Origin of the sequence: Klebsiella sp. A52, assembly GCF_018388785.1 — a bacterium.
Lineage (GTDB): Bacteria > Pseudomonadota > Gammaproteobacteria > Enterobacterales > Enterobacteriaceae > Klebsiella > Klebsiella aerogenes.
Map to the genome: position 1 here is coordinate 2487355 of NZ_CP074437.1, position 18828 is coordinate 2506182.

Annotated in this window: 21 protein-coding genes and 1 pseudogene; 6 read left to right on the forward strand and 16 right to left on the reverse strand. The window is 55.3% G+C overall.

The genetic code is table 11. The features are described from left to right. Positions 1 to 18 precede the first annotated feature (18 nt). The 9 genes and pseudogenes from KGA69_RS24315 to KGA69_RS11765 all read right to left on the reverse strand — a co-directional run. Positions 19 to 174, reverse strand: a pseudogene (locus tag KGA69_RS24315) (hypothetical protein); the annotation flags it as partial. 228 nt (positions 175 to 402) lie between these two features. After that, positions 403 to 1398, reverse strand: coding sequence for a glycine betaine/L-proline ABC transporter substrate-binding protein ProX (proX, locus tag KGA69_RS11730; protein WP_045395213.1), 996 nt, complete (start codon positions 1396 to 1398; stop codon positions 403 to 405). 14 nt (positions 1399 to 1412) lie between these two features. Next, positions 1413 to 2477: a glycine betaine/L-proline ABC transporter permease ProW gene (gene proW / locus KGA69_RS11735; RefSeq protein WP_045395210.1), complete on the reverse strand. Its 1065-nt coding sequence runs from the start codon at positions 2475 to 2477 to the stop codon at positions 1413 to 1415. Then, positions 2470 to 3672, reverse strand: a complete 1203-nt coding sequence (proV, locus tag KGA69_RS11740) for a glycine betaine/L-proline ABC transporter ATP-binding protein ProV (RefSeq protein WP_045395207.1) — start codon at positions 3670 to 3672, stop codon at positions 2470 to 2472. Before proV ends, proW begins: the two co-directional genes overlap by 8 nt. A 345-nt stretch (positions 3673 to 4017) precedes the next feature. Continuing rightward, complete coding sequence (gene nrdF, locus KGA69_RS11745) at positions 4018 to 4980, reverse strand: class 1b ribonucleoside-diphosphate reductase subunit beta (protein ID WP_015370074.1); 963 nt, start codon at positions 4978 to 4980, stop codon at positions 4018 to 4020. Positions 4981 to 4990: 10 nt separating this feature from the next. After that, positions 4991 to 7135, reverse strand: a complete 2145-nt coding sequence (gene nrdE / locus KGA69_RS11750; RefSeq protein ID WP_049061298.1) for a class 1b ribonucleoside-diphosphate reductase subunit alpha — start codon at positions 7133 to 7135, stop codon at positions 4991 to 4993. Next, positions 7108 to 7518 (reverse strand): class Ib ribonucleoside-diphosphate reductase assembly flavoprotein NrdI, encoded by a 411-nt coding sequence (gene nrdI, locus KGA69_RS11755; RefSeq protein ID WP_045395202.1) that lies wholly within the window; start codon positions 7516 to 7518, stop codon positions 7108 to 7110. The genes nrdE and nrdI overlap by 28 nt, the downstream gene beginning before the upstream one ends. Next, a complete protein-coding gene (gene nrdH, locus KGA69_RS11760) occupies positions 7515 to 7760 on the reverse strand; it encodes a glutaredoxin-like protein NrdH (RefSeq protein ID WP_045395200.1) in 246 nt (81 codons plus the stop codon). Before nrdH ends, nrdI begins: the two co-directional genes overlap by 4 nt. 183 nt (positions 7761 to 7943) lie before the next feature. After that, positions 7944 to 8375, reverse strand: a complete 432-nt coding sequence (locus KGA69_RS11765) for a carboxymuconolactone decarboxylase family protein (protein WP_045395198.1) — start codon at positions 8373 to 8375, stop codon at positions 7944 to 7946. Positions 8376 to 8465: 90 nt separating this feature from the next. Between KGA69_RS11765 and KGA69_RS11770 the strand changes: the two genes are divergently transcribed. Next, on the forward strand, positions 8466 to 9824 hold the full coding sequence (locus KGA69_RS11770) for a MocR-like pyridoxine biosynthesis transcription factor PdxR (RefSeq protein WP_213293111.1): 1359 nt from the start codon (positions 8466 to 8468) through the stop codon (positions 9822 to 9824). A gap of 76 nt (positions 9825 to 9900) precedes the next feature. Here KGA69_RS11770 and KGA69_RS11775 read toward each other — a convergent pair whose 3' ends face one another. Continuing rightward, positions 9901 to 10248 carry a DUF883 family protein gene (locus KGA69_RS11775; RefSeq protein WP_015370080.1) on the reverse strand — a complete coding sequence of 116 codons (348 nt, stop codon included), beginning with the start codon at positions 10246 to 10248 and terminating at the stop codon, positions 9901 to 9903. Between the two features lie 149 nt (positions 10249 to 10397). Here KGA69_RS11775 and KGA69_RS11780 point away from each other — a divergent pair, with 149 nt between their 5' ends. Further along, the gene (locus tag KGA69_RS11780; protein WP_015370081.1) at positions 10398 to 10760 is read left to right on the forward strand and encodes a DUF2002 family protein; all 363 of its coding nucleotides are present in this window, start codon (positions 10398 to 10400) and stop codon (positions 10758 to 10760) included. Between the two features lie 64 nt (positions 10761 to 10824). On the opposite strand, the gene alaE is transcribed toward KGA69_RS11780, so the two are convergent. Further along, entirely contained in the window at positions 10825 to 11274 is a 450-nt protein-coding gene (alaE, locus tag KGA69_RS11785) for an L-alanine exporter AlaE (RefSeq protein WP_015370082.1), read from the reverse strand. A gap of 716 nt (positions 11275 to 11990) precedes the next feature. Here alaE and stpA point away from each other — a divergent pair. After that, on the forward strand, positions 11991 to 12392 hold the full coding sequence (gene stpA, locus KGA69_RS11790; RefSeq protein ID WP_045395232.1) for a DNA-binding protein StpA: 402 nt from the start codon (positions 11991 to 11993) through the stop codon (positions 12390 to 12392). Between the two features lie 40 nt (positions 12393 to 12432). Here stpA and KGA69_RS11795 read toward each other — a convergent pair whose 3' ends face one another. Next, positions 12433 to 12612 (reverse strand): hypothetical protein, encoded by a 180-nt coding sequence (locus tag KGA69_RS11795; protein WP_045395194.1) that lies wholly within the window; start codon positions 12610 to 12612, stop codon positions 12433 to 12435. 208 nt (positions 12613 to 12820) lie between these two features. Here KGA69_RS11795 and lpxO point away from each other — a divergent pair, with 208 nt between their 5' ends. After that, positions 12821 to 13723: a lipid A hydroxylase LpxO gene (gene lpxO / locus KGA69_RS11800; protein ID WP_045395192.1), complete on the forward strand. Its 903-nt coding sequence runs from the start codon at positions 12821 to 12823 to the stop codon at positions 13721 to 13723. Here lpxO and KGA69_RS11805 read toward each other — a convergent pair. The 3 genes from KGA69_RS11805 to KGA69_RS11815 form a co-directional block, all read right to left on the reverse strand. Next, positions 13720 to 14241 (reverse strand): rhodanese family protein, encoded by a 522-nt coding sequence (locus KGA69_RS11805; protein ID WP_063447421.1) that lies wholly within the window; start codon positions 14239 to 14241, stop codon positions 13720 to 13722. The genes lpxO and KGA69_RS11805 overlap by 4 nt on opposite strands. 9 nt (positions 14242 to 14250) lie before the next feature. Continuing rightward, entirely contained in the window at positions 14251 to 14550 is a 300-nt protein-coding gene (locus KGA69_RS11810; RefSeq protein ID WP_045395188.1) for an ArsR/SmtB family transcription factor, read from the reverse strand. 78 nt (positions 14551 to 14628) lie between these two features. Beyond that, positions 14629 to 15234 carry an FMN-dependent NADH-azoreductase gene (locus tag KGA69_RS11815; RefSeq protein ID WP_213293112.1) on the reverse strand — a complete coding sequence of 202 codons (606 nt, stop codon included), beginning with the start codon at positions 15232 to 15234 and terminating at the stop codon, positions 14629 to 14631. Between the two features lie 102 nt (positions 15235 to 15336). On the opposite strand from KGA69_RS11815, the gene KGA69_RS11820 reads away from it, so the two are divergent. After that, entirely contained in the window at positions 15337 to 16275 is a 939-nt protein-coding gene (locus tag KGA69_RS11820; RefSeq protein ID WP_049059405.1) for a LysR family transcriptional regulator, read from the forward strand. Between the two features lie 59 nt (positions 16276 to 16334). Then, a complete protein-coding gene (locus tag KGA69_RS11825) occupies positions 16335 to 16931 on the forward strand; it encodes an undecaprenyl-diphosphatase (RefSeq protein ID WP_045395183.1) in 597 nt (198 codons plus the stop codon). Here the strand turns inward: KGA69_RS11825 and KGA69_RS11830 are convergent, their stop codons facing one another. Further along, positions 16932 to 18713, reverse strand: coding sequence for a sigma-54-dependent Fis family transcriptional regulator (locus tag KGA69_RS11830; protein ID WP_063447419.1), 1782 nt, complete (start codon positions 18711 to 18713; stop codon positions 16932 to 16934). Positions 18714 to 18828 lie beyond the last annotated feature (115 nt).

Sequence of the window (18828 nt, forward strand, 5' to 3'; positions counted from 1 at the left end):
ACAAATAAAGCAAATGAATTATCGGTCACTATTAATACTTAAAATCTCCGGCGAGACGCCGATTTTCCATGCCAAACCATAGGCTAAAGCGCTGAGTTGCGTAGGGATAATAATGCTGTTCGTCGCCTGTAAGCTCAACCTGAACGCGGCGCAACCTACCCGTGTTGGTAGCCAATGGCGCTGACGTCGGGGAGCAGGCGTTTCCATATCGGTGACTTATTGATAACGCTGGTGAAAATTACGCCTGGAAAGATTTGCTCACCTTAGCAGACGGCGTGATGGCTTCACAATCGCGAAAATGGGAAATCAGAATATCCGCTTTTTTAGGCATATTCGTTTCATGCTGCTATGGGGGAAAGGGCATCCCCACGACGGCAAACCGCCGTGGGGAGAGGGGAGAAATTACTTCTGCGCCGCCAGCGCTTCTTTCACCCAGCCGTCGAACAACTGCTGGTGGGCTTTAATCCAACCATCAACGTGGCCGTTGATGTCGGCTTCTGAAGCATGACCGGCATGCATCATCGCGTTTTCGGCGTTGATATCGGCAATCGGCAGCTTCATCAGGCTAAACAGCTTCGCCGCCGCCGGGTTCTTCTCGGTCCAGGCTTTGTTGGCGACGATGTGCATGGTGTTCACCGGGAAGCCATAGTTGACGCCGTTCGGCAGCTTGGTGTCGATATCTTTCTGTTCTCCCGGCAGGGAGGAGAACGGCACCTGCAGCCAGACCACATCTTTACCCGGTTTCAGCACGTCGCTGACCCAGTACGGCGTCCAGGTGTAATAAAGAATCGGTTTGCCTTCTTTATAACGGGCGATGGTATCGGCCATCATCGCCGCGTAGTTGCCCTGGTTATGGACCACTTTATTGTTCAGCCCGTAGGCATCAATCTGATGGTTGATGACCGCCTCGCAGCCCCAGCCTGGAGTACAACCGGTGAGGTCGGCTTTGCCATCGCCGTTGGTATCGAACAGTTTGGCGATCTTCGGATCTTTTAACTGGTCGATGGACTTAATATGGTACTGCTCGGCGGTTTTCTTATCGATCAGGTAGCCCTGTGCCGCGCCGGTAACGAAGGTTCCTTCACGGTAGAATTTTTTATCGCCGCCCGCCGCCGCGTACATATCATCGTGCAGCGGTTGCCAGTTGGTGGCGATAAAGGTGGCATCGCCAGAGGCGATGGAGGTGTAGGCGACGTTATAGTCGACTTCGCTCGGCTTTTCGACGGTATAGCCCAGTTTTTCCAGCGCGCGGCTGACCAGCAGCGTCTGGAAGGTTTCTTCCGAAATGGTGCTCTGCGCCGGTTTCACGGTGATGCCTTTACCCGGCAGCTCGGCAGCAAACGCGCTGGTCGTGACGAGGGCGGTAAACGCTGTGGCAAGGAGTGTAGTATGTCGCATCGTTATTCCTTCTCTTATTTACAGAAAGGGCGGGTAATCAGCCCCAGAGGTCCGGTGGCGTACCAGCGGCGATTACCGCGGCTGCGGGAATCACGGCCGACGGCTTGGGTCAGGCGGTCAAGGATAATCGCGAGGATAACGATCCCGACCCCGCCGACGCTCGCCAGCCCCATATCCAGACGGCCAATACCGCGCAGCACCATTTGACCGAGGCCGCCGACGGCGATCATCGAGGCAATAACGACCATCGACAGGGCCAGCATCAGCGTCTGGTTGACGCCGGCCATGATGGTCGGCATCGCCAGCGGCAGCTGGACTTTAAACAGCAGCTGGCGCGGGCTGGCGCCAAAGGAGCGTGAAGCTTCAATGAGGTCTGCCGGTACCTGGTTAATCCCGAGGATGGTCAGGCGGACAATTGGCGGCAGGGCGAAGATAATGGTCACCACCACGCCCGGAACGTTGCCGATACCGAACAGCATGACGATCGGTACCAGGTAGACGAACGCCGGTGTGGTCTGCATGGCGTCAAGTAACGGGCGGATGATTTTCGCCGCTCGCGGGCTACGCGCCAGCCAGATCCCCAGCGGCAGGCCGATTATCATGCAGAACAGCAGCGCGGTAAGCACCAGCGCCAGAGTGACCATCGCCTGCGACCATGCGCCAATAGCGCCGATGGCTACCAGCGAGACCAGAGTGGCGATACCCATGCCGACGCTGGAGATCTGCCAGGCGATCAACGCGAAGAGAATAATCGCCACCGGCGCCGGCATCCCCAGCAACAGCTGCTGGAAAGCGCTGAGAATATAATCCACCGGCACGCGGATCCCCTGGAACAGCGGACGGAAGTGCAGCACGATCCAGTCGATGGCGTGGGTGACCCAACTATCGAGCGGGATCAGCGTTTTATGGAACGGATCCATAATATTGAAATGTTCTGGCTGCGGCGCAGGCGCGCTATTAAGCCAGTCGGCGCCGCCGCCGTCAGCGGGCGCGGGTGTTGGGTTGCCCCAGGCGTCGGCGGACTGCGCCGCGTTATCCGCTGGCGCAGCGGTATCCCATGGATTCGATTGATCAGCCATTGTTTGCCCCCTCGCGATCTAAAGCCTGTAGCAGCATGCGTTTTGAAATAATGCCGAGATACTGGTGCCCTTCATCCACCACCGGGACGGCGCAGGGCGCCTGGCCGACGTGGGAGAGCAGGTCGCTGAGCGGCGTTTGTGCTTCCACCGGCTGCGGGGAGTCAATTAACGCCGCATCAAGCCCCTGATTTTCGCTCAGCGCGCTTTTCAGAGAGTCGATGGAGACAATGCCGACAAACTTATTACCGCGTTCAATGACGTAACCATATTCGCGGTCTTCATCCTGCAATAATTTCAGCGCCGAACGCGGGCCGAAACCGGGGGTTTTACGAATCAGGCCAACCGGGCTACGGCGGGCAATATCTTTAGCGCTAAATACCTGGCTAATATCGACGCCGCGGAAGAAAGTACGAACGTAATCATTCGCCGGGTTATTCAGAATTTCGTCAGGGGTACCAATTTGCACCACTTCGCCATTTTGCATAATGGCAATACGATCGCCAATACGCATAGCTTCATCAAGGTCGTGGGAAATAAAGACGATGGTGCGTTGATGCTTCGCCTGTAATTTGGTGAGCTCATCCTGCATTTCGGTACGAATTAATGGATCAAGCGCTGAGAAAGCCTCATCCATGAGCAGAATATCGGGGTTGATCGCTAATGCGCGCGCTAAGCCGACGCGCTGGCGCATCCCGCCGGAAAGCTCGTCGGGATAGGCGTGAGCGTAATTTTCCAGCCCCACCTGACGTAGCGCATCCAGCGCTTTCTGCTGGCGCTCTTCGGCGGAAACGCCGGCCAGCTCCATACCGAAGGCGGTGTTATCCAACACGTTCATATGCGGCATCAGGGCGAATGACTGGAAAACCATCGCAATCTTTTTCCTGCGCACCTCGCGAAGCTCGGCATCTGAGATTTTGGCGATATCCACGCCGTCAATCAGCACCTGTCCGCGGGTGGGTTCAATCAGGCGATTGAGAAGGCGAACCATGGTGGATTTTCCTGAGCCGGAAAGTCCCATGATGACGAATATCTCGCCTTCTTCAATGGCCAGACTGGCGTCTTTAACGCCAAGCGATAGCCCCGTTTTTTCCAGTATTTGCTCTTTGCTAAGTCCTTTTTCAATATATTTGAACGCGCGTTGCGGGTGCTCGCCAAATATCTTATAGAGATTCTTAATTTCTAATTTAATTGCCATGCAATAAATGATTTCCTGTCTTTAATTATATCGATATCGTACCTGGTGAAGTTTATTACCTGTTTACACCCTAACATACTGAGATTCTGTGACAACCCTCGATGTGAATAGCTAGCCAAAATCTGAAAGGAGAACTCTGGCTGAATTGCCCATGATATAAGGGCTGAGCCATCATATACGGCTGATGATATTTTTTGATTATGCATGAATAATGAATGGGAAAATTGGCTTAAATGAAGGAAATATGACGAGGGAATGGTCAGTAGATTATTTGTGTGATAATAAAGAATAATGTGAAATAGATCACTGGAGAATATGTTGATATATTCCCCAGCGATCGCGCGGTTAAAAGTCCCAATCGTCGTCGGCGGTTGCTTCGGTTTTACCCATGACATAAGAAGAACCGGAGCCGGAGAAAAAGTCGTGATTTTCATCGGCGTTTGGCGACAGCGCCGCAAGAATTGCCGGGTTTACGGCGGCCATTTCCGCCGGGAATAACGCCTCATAGCCAAGGTTCATCAATGCTTTATTGGCGTTGTAACAGAGGAACGCGTTGACGTCGTCGAGCCACGGGCTGTCGGCATACAATTCGCGGGTATAGGCCAGTTCGTTATCGTACAGATCCATCAGCAGATCAAAGGCGAAATTTTTCAACTCTTCGCGCTTCGCGGCGCTGACGATTTCCAACCCTTTTTGATATTTATAGCCAATATAGTAACCATGCACCGCTTCGTCGCGAATAATCAGACGGATTAAATCGGCGGTATTGGTCAGCTTGCCGCGGCTGGAAAAATGCATCGGCAGCCAGAACCCTGAATAGAAAAGAAACGATTCGAGGAACACGCTGGCGATTTTTTTCTTCAGCGGCTCATCGGCCTGGTAGTAATTGAGCATCAACTGCGCTTTGCGCTGTAGGGGAGCGTTCTCCTCGCTCCAGGCGTAGGCGGCATCGACATCCTTGCTCTGACACAGGGTCGAGAATATCGAACTATAGGAGCGAGCATGCACCGCTTCCATAAAGCTGATGTTCGACAGCACCGCCTCTTCATGTGGGGTGAGGGCGTCGGTCATCAACGCCGGGGCGCCGACGGTATTCTGGATGGTGTCGAGCAGCGTCAGTCCGGTAAAGACGCGGATGGTCAACTGCTGCTCCTGAGCCGTCAGAGTCTGCCAGTGTGGAATGTCGTTGGACAGCGGCACCTTCTCCGGCAACCAGAAGTTGCTGGTCAGGCGGTTCCACACCTCGAGGTCTTTGTCATCCTCGATTTTGTTCCAGTTGATGGCGCTGATGCGCGATAAGTGGGTCATCCTGTTCTCCTTACAGCGCGCAGGACACGCAGCCTTCGATTTCGGTACCTTCCAGCGCCAGCTGGCGCAGGCGAATGTAATACAGCGTCTTGATACCTTTCTTCCACGCGTAGATTTGCGCTTTGTTGATATCGCGGGTGGTGGCGGTATCCGGGAAGAACAGCGTCAGCGACAGCCCCTGATCGACATGTCGCGTGGCTTCGGCATAGGTATCGATAATTTTTTGCGGGCCGATTTCCCAGGCATCCTGATACAGCGCCAGATTGTCGTTAGTCATAAACGGCGCCGGATAGTACACGCGGCCGGTTTTACCTTCTTTACGGATCTCGATTTTCGCCACAATCGGATGAATGCTGGAGGTGGCATGGTTGATATAAGAGATCGAACCGGTCGGCGGGATCGCCTGCAAATTGCGGTTATAAATGCCGTAGCGCATCACGTCGTCGCGTAGCTGTCGCCACATCTCACGATCGGGCAGGGTAATGCCCGCGCGGGCGAACAGTTCGCGTACCCTGGCGGTTTTCGGCTGCCATTCACCCTGCAAATACTGCTGGAAATAGTCGCCGCTGGCGTAACGCGACTGCTCAAACCCGGCAAAACGTACTCCGCGCTCGCGCGCCATCGCCATAGAGGTGCGCAGGGCGTGCCAGGTGACGGTGTAGAAATAGAGATTAGTGAAGTCCAGCCCCTCCGGGCTGCCGTAGGCGATCCCTTCGCGGGCCAGATAGCCGTGCAGGTTCATCTGCCCAAGGCCAATGGCGTGCGATGCGGCATTACCCGCCGCCACCGATGGCACCGAGCGGATATCGCTCATATCGGAGACCGCCGTCAGGCCGCGGACCGCCACTTCGACGGTGCGGGCGAAGTCCGGCGAATCCATGGCGTGGGCGATATTCAGCGAGCCGAGATTGCAGGAAATGTCCTCGCCAACGATGGCGTAATCGAGATTTTCGTCAAAGGTGGAGGCGCTGTTGACCTGCAGGATCTCCGAACACAGATTGCTCATATTAATGCGACCGGCAATCGGGTTGGCGCGGTTCACCGTATCCTCGAACATGATGTACGGATAGCCGGATTCAAACTGAATTTCCGCCAGCCGCTGGAACAGTTCGCGGGCGCGGATCCAGCGTTTGCGAACGCGGTCATCGGCCACCAGTTGTGCATACATCTCGCTGACCGCGATATCGCCAAAGGCTTTGCCATACAGCCGCTCAACGTCATAGGGCGAGAACAGCGCCATCTGCGCGTCTTCTTTCGCCAGCTGGAAGGTGATATCCGGAATGACTACTCCCAGCGACAGGGTTTTGATGCGGATCTTCTCATCCGCGTTTTCCCGCTTGGTATCGAGGAAACGTAAAATATCGGGGTGATGAGCATGTAGGTAAACCGCGCCGGCCCCCTGACGCGCTCCCAACTGATTGGCGTAAGAGAAGGCGTCTTCCAGCATTTTCATCACCGGCACCACCCCGGAGGATTGGTTTTCGATACGTTTAATCGGCGCGCCCGCTTCGCGCAGGTTGGAGAGCAGGAACGCCACGCCGCCGCCGCGTTTTGACAGCTGCAGGGCGGAGTTCACCGCCCGGCCAATCGACTCCATATTATCTTCGATACGCAGCAGGAAGCAGGAGACCAGCTCGCCGCGCTGCTGTTTACCGGCGTTGAGGAAGGTCGGCGTCGCTGGCTGAAAGCGCCCGGAGAGAATCTCATCGGCCAGCTGTCGCGCCAGGATTTCATCACCCTGGGCCAGGGTTAGCGCCACCATGCAGGCGCGGTCGGCGAAATGCTCCAGGTAGCGTTTGCCGTCGAAAGTGCGTAAGGCATAGCTGGTGTAGAACTTCCACGCGCCGAGGAAAGTACGGAAGCGAAAACCGTGTTGATGCGCGTGGGCGAAGAGGGCCAGCACGAAACGACGTTCATAGCGGGCCAGCACTGCCGGATCGTAATAACCTTCGTCGCTCAGCCATTGCAGCTTCTCCTCCAGCCCGGCGAACGGTACGCTGTTGGGGCGCACGTGGCTATGGATAAATGCTTCGACCGCCTGTTGGTCCTTTTCCAGGGGAATGCGGCCATTGCTGTCGTATAAGTTCAGCATCGCATTGAGGGCGTGGAAATCAGACGCCCCGGCGGTTACGCGTTCTGCGGTTGTCGTTGCCAAAATTCGCTTACTCCTTTACGCACGTTGTCGACATCTTGCTGGGTACCCATCAGCTCAAAACGATACAGATACGGCACGCCGCATTTCTGCGCGATGACCTCTCCCGCCCGGCCATAGGCCTCGCCGAAGTTACGGTTACCGGCGGCGATGACGCCGCGAATCAGCCGGCGATTATGCGGGTCGTTTAAAAAGCGGATCGCCTGGCGCGGCACGGCGCCTGCCGTTCCGCCGCCGCCGTAGCTGGGGACGATGAGAATATAGGGTTCGTCTACCTGAATTCGCTCGCGCTCGTTGAGCGGGATGCGCACGGCAGGCAGCGCCAGACGCTGCACAAAGCGATGCGTATTTTCAGAGCTGCTGGAGAAGTAGACGATGAGGCTCATAGGCTGGCCGTAGCCGCGGCGGGACGCAGGCGATTAATCATATCGGGGCGGAAGCCCGACCAGCGGGTTTCCCCGGCTATTACCACCGGTAATTGCTGGAATCCCTGCTCGCGCAGCATGTCGATGGCTTCCGGGTGTTGGTCGATGTTGACCATATCGAAGGCGAAACCGCGGCTCTCCATCGCGCGTTTGGTGGCATGGCATTGCACGCAGTCACTTCGAGTGTAAATAATAATGCGCATGATTCGTATTTCCATTTAAGATAACAAGACGGCGTAAAACATCGCGCCGAACGTTATGGGCTTACCGTTCAGGAAATACTAGATGTAGTTATTTAAAACTTCAACCACGCAATATATAGAGTTTTTCGATAAGTTATCCCCCACCAACTAGCCCGGCGGGGGAGGGAAGTCGATACGCGAAAATTACATCCGCATCGCGACCGCCAGACGGTTGAAGGCGTTCATCAGGCTGATGGCGAAGGTTAAATCGCTAATCTGGCGGGGCGTAAAATGCTCTTCTAAAGGCAGGTACACCTCATCTTCGGCGTGGCTGGCTGCGATATCGGTTACCGATTCCGCCCATGCCAGGGCCGCGCGTTCCGCGGCGCTGAAGTGGGCGCTTACGCGCCAGCCTGCCAGCGCATCCAGTTTGCTCTGGTCAACGCCGGCTTTGCGTAGCGCTTTGCTGTGCATCTCAAGGCAAAAAGCGCAGCCGTTAATTTGCGACACCCGCAAATAGACCAGCTCCACCATCATGCTGCCCAATTCGCTTTTTTCCAGCGCTATGCTGGCCTGAACCAACCCCTTATAGATTTCCGGGCTCAGTTCGCTATACGGCTGACGTAATGTGGTCATCTTGCAGTTCTCCTCTCTAAGACCCGGGCAAAATAGCACTATAATGGACTGCATTAGATAGCCATATTGTGATGAAAAAAGCAGACCATAATGGAAGCCAAAAAAGTGCCGCACTACCAGCGTATCGCCCGCCAGCTGAAATCAGCGATTGAGAATGGCGAGCTGGCGCCGGGAAGCCGTCTGCCCGCGAGCAGAGTTTATGCGCAGGAGCTTGGCGTATCGCGGGCGACGATTGAAAATGCCTGGGGCGAGCTGGTGGCACAGGGCTGGCTGGAGCGCCGCGGCCAGGCGGGCACCTTTGTCAGCGAGCGGCTGAGCCCGCGGCAGGTCACGGCTCAGCGACCGGCGACGGGCCGGGGATCCTCCGCGCCGCAGCCTTTTCAAATGGGGTTGCCGGCACTGGATCTTTTTCCGCGCGGGCTGTGGGCGCGGGTGATGGGGCGGCGGCTACGGACGCAATCGCGCTTCGACCTCGCGCCCGGCGATCCCTGCGGCGAACCGGTTCTCCGTCAGGCGATTGTCGACTATTTGCGCCTGTCGCGCAGCATCGAGTGCCAGCCGGAGCAGGTTGTGATTAGCGGCAACTATGCGGCCTCGATGGCGTTGATTTTGCGTACCCTTGCGCAGCCGGGGCAGCATATGTGGATGGAGGATCCGGGATATCCGTTCATTCGCCCGGTGGTTAGCGCGGCGGGGGTCAATATCGATCCGGTACCGGTTGACCAACAGGGAATGAATATCGACTGGGCGCAGACACACTATCCTCAGGCGCGCTTTGCGCTGTTAACTCCAGCGCATCAAAGCCCGCTCGGCGTGGCCCTGTCGCTGGAGAGACGTCGACAGATATTACAGTGGGCGGCGCAGCGCGATAGCTGGATTATTGAAGATGACTACGACAGTGAATTTCGCTATCAGGGGAAGCCGCTACCGCCGCTGAAAAGCCTTGATGCGCCACAGCGGGTACTGTACGCCGGGTCATTTAGTAAATCGATGTTTCCCGCGCTGCGCGTCGCGTGGCTGGTGGTGCCGCAGCCGTTGGCGGCGCGGTTTCGTTGTCAGGCCGAATTGAGCCACTGTAATGTGCCGACCTTATGGCAGCAGACGTTAGCGGACTTCATCAATGACGGGCATTTTTGGCGTCATCTAAAAAAAATGCGCGCCAGCTACGCGTTACGCAGGCAGTGGCTGGAGTCGGCGCTGCAGGCGCAGGGTTTTCAGGTGGTACCGCAGTCCGGCGGGATCCAACTGGTGATGGCGGTGAAGGGGGACGATCGCGAGCAGGCCCGTCGCTGCCAACGTGCCGGGCTGGCGGTGCAGGCGTTGAGCGACTGGCGCATGCTTAGCCGTGGTGAGAGTGGGCTATTGATGAGTTTTACCAATATCACGTCGGCGGTGATGGCACGTGAAGTGGTAGGCGAACTTAAGCAAGCGCTGGCCAGCGCGGAATAATAAAAAACCCTGCGCACCATTGGGACGCAGGGTCAGACGCGTATTTGTTATCTTCACATGTAGTCTATCGATACTATTATCGACGCAAATTAAGCAAAACGCCAATAAACACCCCAACGGCGGCGGCGGCGCCAACGCTCTGCCAGGGTTTATCACGCACGTAGCTGTCGGCGCAGCCGGCGGCATCGCGGGCGCGTTCAACGGTATCATAGGCCGCCTGGCGCAGGCGGGTATTGCCGTTCAGGCGGGCGCGCGTCTCTTTCAGCAGCGACTGCGCTTTTTTACGCGCGTTCTCCGCTTCATCTTTCGCATCGCTACCCCATGATTTCAGCACTTCTTCCAGCGTATCCGCTAATTGGCTGACTTCGTTATGAATATCCTCGGCGCTTTCATCAATGTCGTTGCGGTTCACACGGTTAGCCATTGGTTTCTCCCTCTTTTCCATTCGAGTTATTAAGTGTAGGACATGATTTTGCATTATGCTTTTGCGGGAGTTTATGGAATTTTCTGAAAGCGCTGCTATTCGTGAATAAGGTAAGGTAAATGTGCGGTAAAAGATAACGAGGAATCAGTATGTATTTAAGACCCGATGAGGTGGCGCGTGTTCTTGAAAAAGCCGGCTTCACCATGGATGTTGTGACGCAAAAAGCGTATGGATATCGCCGTGGCGATAATTATGTTTATGTGAACCGCGAAGCGCGCATGGGGCGTACCGCTTTAGTTATTCATCCGGCGCTTAAAGAGCGCAGTAATTCACTGGCGGAACCCGCCAGCGAGATTAAAACTTGCGACCATTATGAACAGTTCCCGCTCTATTTGGCGGGTGATGCGCAGCAGCATTACGGTATTCCACATGGTTTTAGTTCGCGGATGGCGCTTGAGCGTTTTCTGAACGGTCTATTTGGCGAGGCGCAGCCGCAGATGTCTCACGGCTGAATAATCTAATGTGGGCTGCTTTGAAGCAGGCGACTGGCAGCGGCCAGTCGCCGAAAGATGAGGATCAGGCTTTAGCTTGCTGATAAGGGCTGACGCGGAACAGGCGGCGGCAGAAGTCGAGAAAGTAGCCGTATACTGCACCCATCATCATTGATACCAGAATGTTTGAACTGACCGCGGCGGCAATTTGATGCCAGTCTGCGCCTACCGACAGCAGAATTAATACATACACCGGCGACTGGAAAGTCACATACGCGACGACATCAGCAATGTTCTTCATCCATCCCGAGGTGCTGATTCGGCGCGCCTGGCGCATAGCGAAGTCGCGATAGAAGCCATAAGGCACCGCAATAATAATGTTGACCGGGATCGCGACCAGTCGTGAAGATAACGACTGCTCAAAAGTCATTCCGGAGAGGAAAATTTCGATCATCATATTGACAACGGTGCAGTAGACCACCATTGCAAAGGTGTCTGCTACCGCATGACGCAAGCGGGATTGAGCAGAGAACATCGGTATGCTCCTCGAAAAATGAAGTCAATAACGCCGAAAAGTGCGCATGGTGTAGCGGTTTTGGGCTGCCTGTTTTGATGTGTGTAGAGTATATCTCTGCATAGTAAGTGACAACTAGCTATAAATTTTTATTTATCGCCTTTTTGTCGATAAAACACTCTGCGAGCTGGCGTTTTGTTTAACTTGCGCTACTTTTGTTCCTTTTTTTGATTATGTTGTTTAATATCAAATAGATATGATTTTGTTTTGTAAGGTGACGAGTAAGCATGACAGGGGAAGGGAGGTTGATAAGGCGGGCGCCTGATTACGTAATGTGATACTGGTCACTATTGGCGTTATTTACTGGATGAATGCCTTTTTATCAGCATTTGATGCTGTATGTAAATAATGGGTTTTATTCTGATTATGTGAATTTAAATTCATTGTCGTAAAGCTATTGGCATTCCCCACGGCGGGCGATGATTTTATAACTCACTGAAGTGGCTATAAATATAACATTATGAATATTATCATGTCGCACTATGCATTATTCATCTGCGCTAGGCTGTATTTATGTTCTATTTCGCTATTACCCACCAATAAATTTCAGCGCGTTCATAGGCGTAATCCTGTACATATTTATTTGAATAAGCTAAGGCTGGAAATAAATATACATATCTATTAAACTGACCAGGTAATTCTTGTTTTATTTTTTCGATTTGGGATTTTTGATCTTTATGTCTTTTATGTTACAAAAACTGAATAATATTCGCTCACTGCGTGCTATGGCGCGTGAATTCTCCACTGACGTGCTTGAAGAGATGCTGGAAAAACTCAGGATCGTCACTGAAGAAAAACGTGAAGAGCAGCAGAAGACGCAACAGCAGCAGGCGGAATATCAGGAAAAAATTAATACCTGGCTGGAATTAATGGTTGCTGACGGTATTTCACCTGATGAATTAGCGCTGCATGAAATGGCCCCGGCGAAAAGCAGTAAAAAACGTCAGCCGCGCCCGGCTAAATATCGTTATACCGATCATACCGGCGCAGAAAAAACCTGGACTGGCCAGGGCCGTATGCCCAAGCCGATCGCTTTGGCCGTAGCGCAGGGGCAATCACTTGAGAGCTTCCTGATCTAAACAGAGATTGTTTAAACGGTGGGGAAACCCACCGTTTTGCTTAGCAAACGCCGAAATCGCCTTCTTCGGTATAAGGCGTAACATCAACCGCTTTCAGAGTAAATTTCTCACCCTGCTCGTTACTCGCCTGAACAACGATCAGGCTATCGCCATTCACTTCCACTACCTTCAATTTTGGCCCGCCGACGCGCGGTTGTACCAGATCGCCTGTTGTAAACATGGTGTCTCTCCTGAGCATTGGTAACAACTAAGAACCTAAACGATAGCTCAACGACGCTGACGGATTCAACGATCGTGCTGCTTTTTGTTAAAACAATTTATGGGTAGATGTATTATCTTTGTTAATGGTTTTTGTGGCGCTGCGGTGAGTGAAACTGAGACTGCTGGCGCAGAATGATTCAAAACAGAACATGGTCAGATAAGCGAATATGAAGTATATCATTTTACTTATTATTATAATTGCTGTGCTCTACGTCCATTATCGCGGAAAAGTTCGCTATCGTTTCTGGCGTCAGCTTTCCGACCATTCAACTTTTACCGCTCCTCTTAACGGGTTTATGTACCTCTTTTCGCGTGTGCCGAATACCCCGTTTCTGCGTCCGGAGACGTTCCCGGAACTTGCGATATTACAAAAGAACTGGCTGGTTATTCGTGAAGAGGGGATTAATCTGCAGCGTCTGGAGCAAATAAAAGCGGCGGAAAAATATAATGATGCCGGATTTAACTCATTTTTTAAAACCGGTTGGAAACGGTTTTACCTGAAATGGTATGAAGACGCGCATCCCTCCGCAAGCCAGCTATGTCCAAAAACGACTGAACTGCTGCGCGGCATTCCTTCGGTTAAAGCGGCAATGTTCGCCACGTTACCTGATGGTAGCCGTTTGCCTCGCCACCGTGACCCTTATGCCGGGTCGCTGCGTTTTCATCTTGGGCTGGCGACGCCGAATGACGATCGCTGTTTTATTGAAGTGGACGGCGAACGCTATAGCTGGCGCGATGGCGAAGGCGTGCTATTTGACGAAACCTATATTCACTATGCGGAAAATACCAGCGGTGAGAACCGGCTGATTCTGTTTTGCGATATCGAACGGCCCATGCGTTACCGCTGGGCGCAGAAGGTGAACCACTGGCTGGGGCGAAATTTAATGAGCGCCGCCGCCGCGCCGAACGATATCGGCGACCGTACCGGCGGGATTAACCGCAGCTTCCGCTACATTTATCAAATCCGCATTGTCGGCAAGCGTTTGAAAAAATGGAATAAAACGGTTTACTACATCGTCAAATGGCTACTTTTCGGCGGCATTGCGCTACTCATCTGGCAGGCGTTTTAACGTCGGTTCCACGGCATGACCGCCAGCAGGCGCGCCATGCCACAGAAACCGGTGAGGCCAGCGAAAGTGAGCCCCGCGCCAACGAAACCGCTCAGCAAGAAAAAGCCGCTGTTGACGGCGTATCCCAGCACTACTCCCAGCAAAATCAGCGCGCCGGCGGCGATTTGCACCTGGCGCATTAGCGGCAGCGGCTGGGATTTATCTTCGACTATCGGCAATCCCGCCGCCCGCCATGCCTGAATACCGCCAGCCAGTAGCTTAACCTGCGCGGGCGCGGCGGCGGCGGCCAGAAGGCTGGCGTTATTTTGCGTGCGCGAGCCGGCCTGGCAGTGAAAAATGATTGTTTCTCCCGGCTGCGCATTGAGCGCCGCGCCGTGAGTCAGTTGCTCTAATGGCAGCAGCGTCGCCGCCGGAATATGCTCACGAGCGTATTCGTCGGCAGCGCGGATATCAATCAGCCGTGCGCCCTGGGCGATAAGCGCCTGGGCTTCGTTGGCTGTAACGGTGGCGATAGTCATAAGGACTCCTTACGGGCAGTAAATGGTTTTCAGCGTGGCGATGACCTGCTGAACGGCGGGATGGGTAATGAAATAGCGCAGGCGCTGGGCATCACGTTCGCTGTCGATAAGCCCCTCATCGCGCATCCGCGCGAGATGTTGAGAGGTAGCGGAAGGGCTCAGGCCAGTGATTTGCGCCAGTTCTCCTGCGGTTGTACGCGGGGCTTCGCAAAGCATGCACAGAATCAGTAGCCGGTGGGGATTACTCATCGCTTTCAGCAGGACAGCGGCTTCCCCGGCGCTGGCCTGCAGTTGTTGTGCTGTGGTCATTTTATTTTAGTCTTTTCTAAATTTAGATTATTCTAAAATAAAAGCTGACCCTTTACCAGCCCACAGAAGCAGCGGATCTCACGCCAGCTGAGCGGCCCTGGCAATATGCTGGCGGGCGTGGGCGATACCTGCATCACGGCCGTGCGGGCGAATATCCATCCCTTCGGCGTAGATAAATTCGACGTCGCTAATCCCCATCAATCCCAGCACCGCGCGCAGGTAAGGGGTGACCGCATCGCTGGGTTGCCCGTCATGGACGCCGCCGCGCGAACTAATAACCACCGCACGCACGCCTTCAACCAACCCCTGCGGCCAGGTCTCGGTATAGCGGAAGGTTTCCCGCGCTCGCGCCACCAGATCGAACCAGTTTTTGAGATCGGTTGGCACGTTGAGGTTATACATCGGCGCGCCGATCACCAGCAGATCGCAGGCCTTTAACTCGGCGATGAGTGAATCAGAGAGGGCAACCCCTTGCTGAATCGCCGGACGCGAGTCTTGCGCGCCGCGCAGCGCGGCAAACAGCGCGCCGTCGAGTTTCGGCAAGGCGAGGGTGGTCAGATCGTGTTCGACGACCGAATCCTGATGACCGGCCTCGCGGCGGGTCTGCATATATTCATCTATTAGCTGGTTGGTTAGCGACGCCGGGCCGTTGATGCTGGATTTTAAAATCAATACGTTACTCATGACGGACTCCTCATAAAGTTGATGGTCCGCAGGGTAACACTGTCTATTTTTCTCCAGTAGTGACATTATTTTTAATCATTGTATCCACTCAGGAACCAATCAATGCGCAGTGATTTAAATGCGATCCCGGTATTTGTCGCCGTCGTCGAGTGCGGCAACTTTGCGCAAGCCGCCGAGAAGCTGAGCGTGACGCGCTCCGCCGTCGGCAAGACCATTTCCCGGCTGGAGCAGCGGCTTGGCGTCGCGCTGTTTCAGCGCACCACGCGTCGGCAGGCGTTGACCGAAGAAGGCGAGGTCTTTTATCTGCAATCCCGCCGGGCGCTGGATAACCTGCGGGATGCGGAAAATGAAATTCAGCGCGGGAAAACCCAGGTGCAAGGGCGGCTGCGAATCAGCCTGCCGGTGCTGTTTGGCCAGCGCTGCGTGGCGCCGATATTGTTTCCTCTTAGCCAACGTTATCCTGAGCTTAAGCTCGAGCTGTCGTTTAGCGACCGCCAGGTCAATCTGTTCGAAGAAGGGTTCGATATGGCGATACGTATCGGCGCGTTGAGCGACTCCAGCTTTCTTAAGGCCCGGCGTTTAGGCCAGCACGGCATGACTCTTTGCGCATCGCCGTTATATCTACGACATCGGCCAGCGCCGCAGACGCCGGAAGAACTGCACGAGCATCTTACTATTGGCTATCTCTACGCCGGGCAGATGCAGAAATGGCATTTGCGCGATGCGCAGGGAGCGGCGCTCGCGTTTCGCCCTCAGCCCGGACTGGCAATGGATGATTTCGCCGCCATCGCCGCGGCGGCAAAAAGCGGGCTGGGAATCGCCTGGCTGCCGGATTGGCTGGTGGCCGACGAACTAGCGCGGGGAGAACTCCAGCAAATATTGCCGTCGTCGGTCAGCGGCAGCTTTGCGATCAGCGCCGTCTGGCCGGAAGCGGCATGGGTGCCGCAGAAAATTCGCGTAGTGGTAGATGAACTGCTGGCGCGGCTGCCGCAGCAGTTAGCCGGTGGTAAAAACCAGGAGGATTCTTCAGCGTCAGGTTAATCCGGGCTTAAGGTATTCTGGCGATAATGACAGCATGATGACTGTGACGAGAACTCGCCATGAACCTGTTAGAAACGTTTAACCAGAGCGCCTTCCTCGCGCTGAATGCCGGGCCTGGTACGCCGGACAGCCTATTGCTGCTGGCGCGATTCTCCGCCAGCTGGATTATCCTTTTAGTCCCGGCGATATTGCTGGGATTATGGTTCCTTGGCGGTCGGCAGGGGCATCGACAGGCGCTGTTTTGCGCCATGACGATTTTGATAGCGTTAGGGTTGGGGTTTGCCTGTGGAACGCTGTGGTTCCATCCGCGGCCGTTTATGATGCCGTTGGGCCATACCTGGATAAGCCACCCGGCGGATAACTCTTTCCCAAGCGATCACGGCACCGTAATGTTCAGCGCCGCTTTCGCGCTGCTGTCATTACGCCTGCGCGGCATGGGGCTGCTGGTGCTGGCGGCGGCGCTACCGGTAGCGTGGGCGCGTATTTTTCTCGGCGTCCATTTCCCGCTGGATATGCTGGGCGCGGCGCTGATTTCAGCACTGGGCCTCTGCGTGGCAAAAGTGGTGTGGCAACGGCTGGGGCAGACGCTGGTGGCGCTGTGCGAAGCGCTGAGTCGCCGTCTCTTCTCCTGGCTGCCGGCGCGCTTTACGCCGTAGTCACTTCCTTTGTACACGCGCGGCCCGTCGATACAGCGTGCTGCGCGCGACGCCTAACGCCTGCGCCGCTTTACTCACATTGCCGTTAAAGCGGGCCAGCGTATCGGCAATCAGCTTTGCGTCATGTTGTTGAAGCCCGCCTGGAGCGCTGGTTTGCTGCGCGCTTTGATACTCCTCGGGCAGCGCCGCGACGCCCAGGCATTCGCCATCGTCCGCCAGCGCCAACAGGACTTTGAGCAGGCTTTGCAACTGACGCACGTTACCCGGCCAACGACATAATGTCAGTTGATGAATCAGCGCATCGGAGAGCGTGATATGGCGTTCTGCCGCGCCAAGCGAGCGCCACAGCGCAGGAATAAAATGTTTGAGTTCAGGCCATTGGCGTAGCGGCGGGATGGTAAAAGCGTATTCGCGCAGGCGGTAGAGCAGGTCCTCGCGAAACGCGCCTTCGGCGACGCGCTGCGCGAGATGACGGTGGGTGGCGCAAATCAAGGCGAAGTTCACCGGCGCGCTGCGATTCCCACCCAGCGGCATGACCTCTTTTTCCTGCAGTACCCGCAGCAGTCGGGTTTGCAGAGCCAGCGGCATATCGCCGATTTCATCGAGGAACAGCACTCCGCCATCGGCTTCGCGAATTTTGCCGATATAGCCGTTTTTATTCGCGCCGGTAAAGGCCCCCGCCTGATAACCGAAAAGCTCCGATTCAATCAGCGATTCGGGGATGGCCGCGCAGTTGATGGCGACGAATTTACCGCTGCGCCAGCGGCTATGCGCATGCAGCTCACGGCTGAGGAACTCTTTACCGCAGCCGGTTTCCCCTTCGATACACAATGCGATACCGGCGTTGAGTAAGCGGACCATTTTCTCGCCTTCGCCGGACGCGCAAAACGGCAGGTTGAGCGCTGGTTGCGCGGGGACGGCGACGCTGGCGCGGGTTGGCGCGCGCAGACGGTAGTAGTAGCCACGTTGCTGGAAGGTCATCGGCAGCGGTACGCTAACCGCCGTTTGCGTCAGGCGAGGGAACAACTGCTGGAAGGTCATTTGCCCTATCTGTCCGGCCTGCAGGCCCAGTTCGCGGATGGCCAGCCGATTGGCCGCGGTCAGCAGGTTATCGGAGAAGACCAGCAGCAGCTCTTCAGCGCTATCGAGCTTCTGCACCCGCGAGTGCAGGCTCATTAACCACTGCTGCGGATGCAGGCTCTGTTTCACCCACAGATATTCAATCTGTTTGGCGGCCTCTTTAATCCACGCCAGAGAGTGGGGATGCGGGATATGCGCCGGGCCGGAAATATCCAGCGCCCCGGCAATCTGGCCATCGGGGCTTTGTAGGGGTACCGCCGCGCAGTACAAATCCTGATTACGGGTTAAATAGTGTTGACGGCCTTCGACTTCGCAGCTGTCGTCAATCGCCAGCGCGGTACCGATAGCGTTGGTACCGCGACCGCTTTCGCTCCAGATATTGCCAGGCTCCAGCGCGAAGCTTTGCGCTTTTTTCATTGCCGCGCTATTGCCGAAGGTTTGGAGCACCAGCCCGCTGGCATCGGAAAGAATAACTACCGATTGCAGCCCGGCGGCACGTTGCGCCAGCGGCGTCGCCACCGGTTGCGCCAGCCGCTGTAGGCTGCGGTTGCTTTCCAGCACATCGGCCAGTTCGCCGCCGCGCAGGCGCGGAAACTCGTCGCTCGTTGGCTGCAGGCCGTAGCGCTGGCTGCGTTGCCAGGAGTCGCTCAGCAGCGCGCTGGACTGCGCCTCGGGGGTGATAGTGAACGGATTTCCTTGCACGGCGCACCTCGTGGTCGGCTGGGTTGTGTTGCAATATTGTAGCTATTTGGTTTTATTGGTGTTGCGATTCGCAACACAGAAGCGGGATCCTGTGCGACAAAGAGGACGCGAATTG

Coding starts and splice junctions, on each gene's coding strand:
- proX (WP_045395213.1), bottom strand. CDS start 1,398: ATGCGACATACTACACTCCTTGCCACAGCGTTTACCGCCCTCGTCACG.
- proW (WP_045395210.1), bottom strand. CDS start 2,477: ATGGCTGATCAATCGAATCCATGGGATACCGCTGCGCCAGCGGATAAC.
- proV (WP_045395207.1), bottom strand. CDS start 3,672: ATGGCAATTAAATTAGAAATTAAGAATCTCTATAAGATATTTGGCGAG.
- nrdF (WP_015370074.1), bottom strand. CDS start 4,980: ATGACCCACTTATCGCGCATCAGCGCCATCAACTGGAACAAAATCGAG.
- nrdI (WP_045395202.1), bottom strand. CDS start 7,518: ATGAGCCTCATCGTCTACTTCTCCAGCAGCTCTGAAAATACGCATCGC.
- nrdH (WP_045395200.1), bottom strand. CDS start 7,760: ATGCGCATTATTATTTACACTCGAAGTGACTGCGTGCAATGCCATGCC.
- KGA69_RS11765 (WP_045395198.1), bottom strand. CDS start 8,375: ATGACCACATTACGTCAGCCGTATAGCGAACTGAGCCCGGAAATCTAT.
- KGA69_RS11770 (WP_213293111.1), top strand. CDS start 8,466: ATGGAAGCCAAAAAAGTGCCGCACTACCAGCGTATCGCCCGCCAGCTG.
- KGA69_RS11775 (WP_015370080.1), bottom strand. CDS start 10,248: ATGGCTAACCGTGTGAACCGCAACGACATTGATGAAAGCGCCGAGGAT.
- KGA69_RS11780 (WP_015370081.1), top strand. CDS start 10,398: ATGTATTTAAGACCCGATGAGGTGGCGCGTGTTCTTGAAAAAGCCGGC.
- alaE (WP_015370082.1), bottom strand. CDS start 11,274: ATGTTCTCTGCTCAATCCCGCTTGCGTCATGCGGTAGCAGACACCTTT.
- stpA (WP_045395232.1), top strand. CDS start 11,991: ATGTCTTTTATGTTACAAAAACTGAATAATATTCGCTCACTGCGTGCT.
- KGA69_RS11795 (WP_045395194.1), bottom strand. CDS start 12,612: ATGTTTACAACAGGCGATCTGGTACAACCGCGCGTCGGCGGGCCAAAA.
- lpxO (WP_045395192.1), top strand. CDS start 12,821: ATGAAGTATATCATTTTACTTATTATTATAATTGCTGTGCTCTACGTC.
- KGA69_RS11805 (WP_063447421.1), bottom strand. CDS start 14,241: ATGACTATCGCCACCGTTACAGCCAACGAAGCCCAGGCGCTTATCGCC.
- KGA69_RS11810 (WP_045395188.1), bottom strand. CDS start 14,550: ATGACCACAGCACAACAACTGCAGGCCAGCGCCGGGGAAGCCGCTGTC.
- KGA69_RS11815 (WP_213293112.1), bottom strand. CDS start 15,234: ATGAGTAACGTATTGATTTTAAAATCCAGCATCAACGGCCCGGCGTCG.
- KGA69_RS11820 (WP_049059405.1), top strand. CDS start 15,337: ATGCGCAGTGATTTAAATGCGATCCCGGTATTTGTCGCCGTCGTCGAG.
- KGA69_RS11825 (WP_045395183.1), top strand. CDS start 16,335: ATGAACCTGTTAGAAACGTTTAACCAGAGCGCCTTCCTCGCGCTGAAT.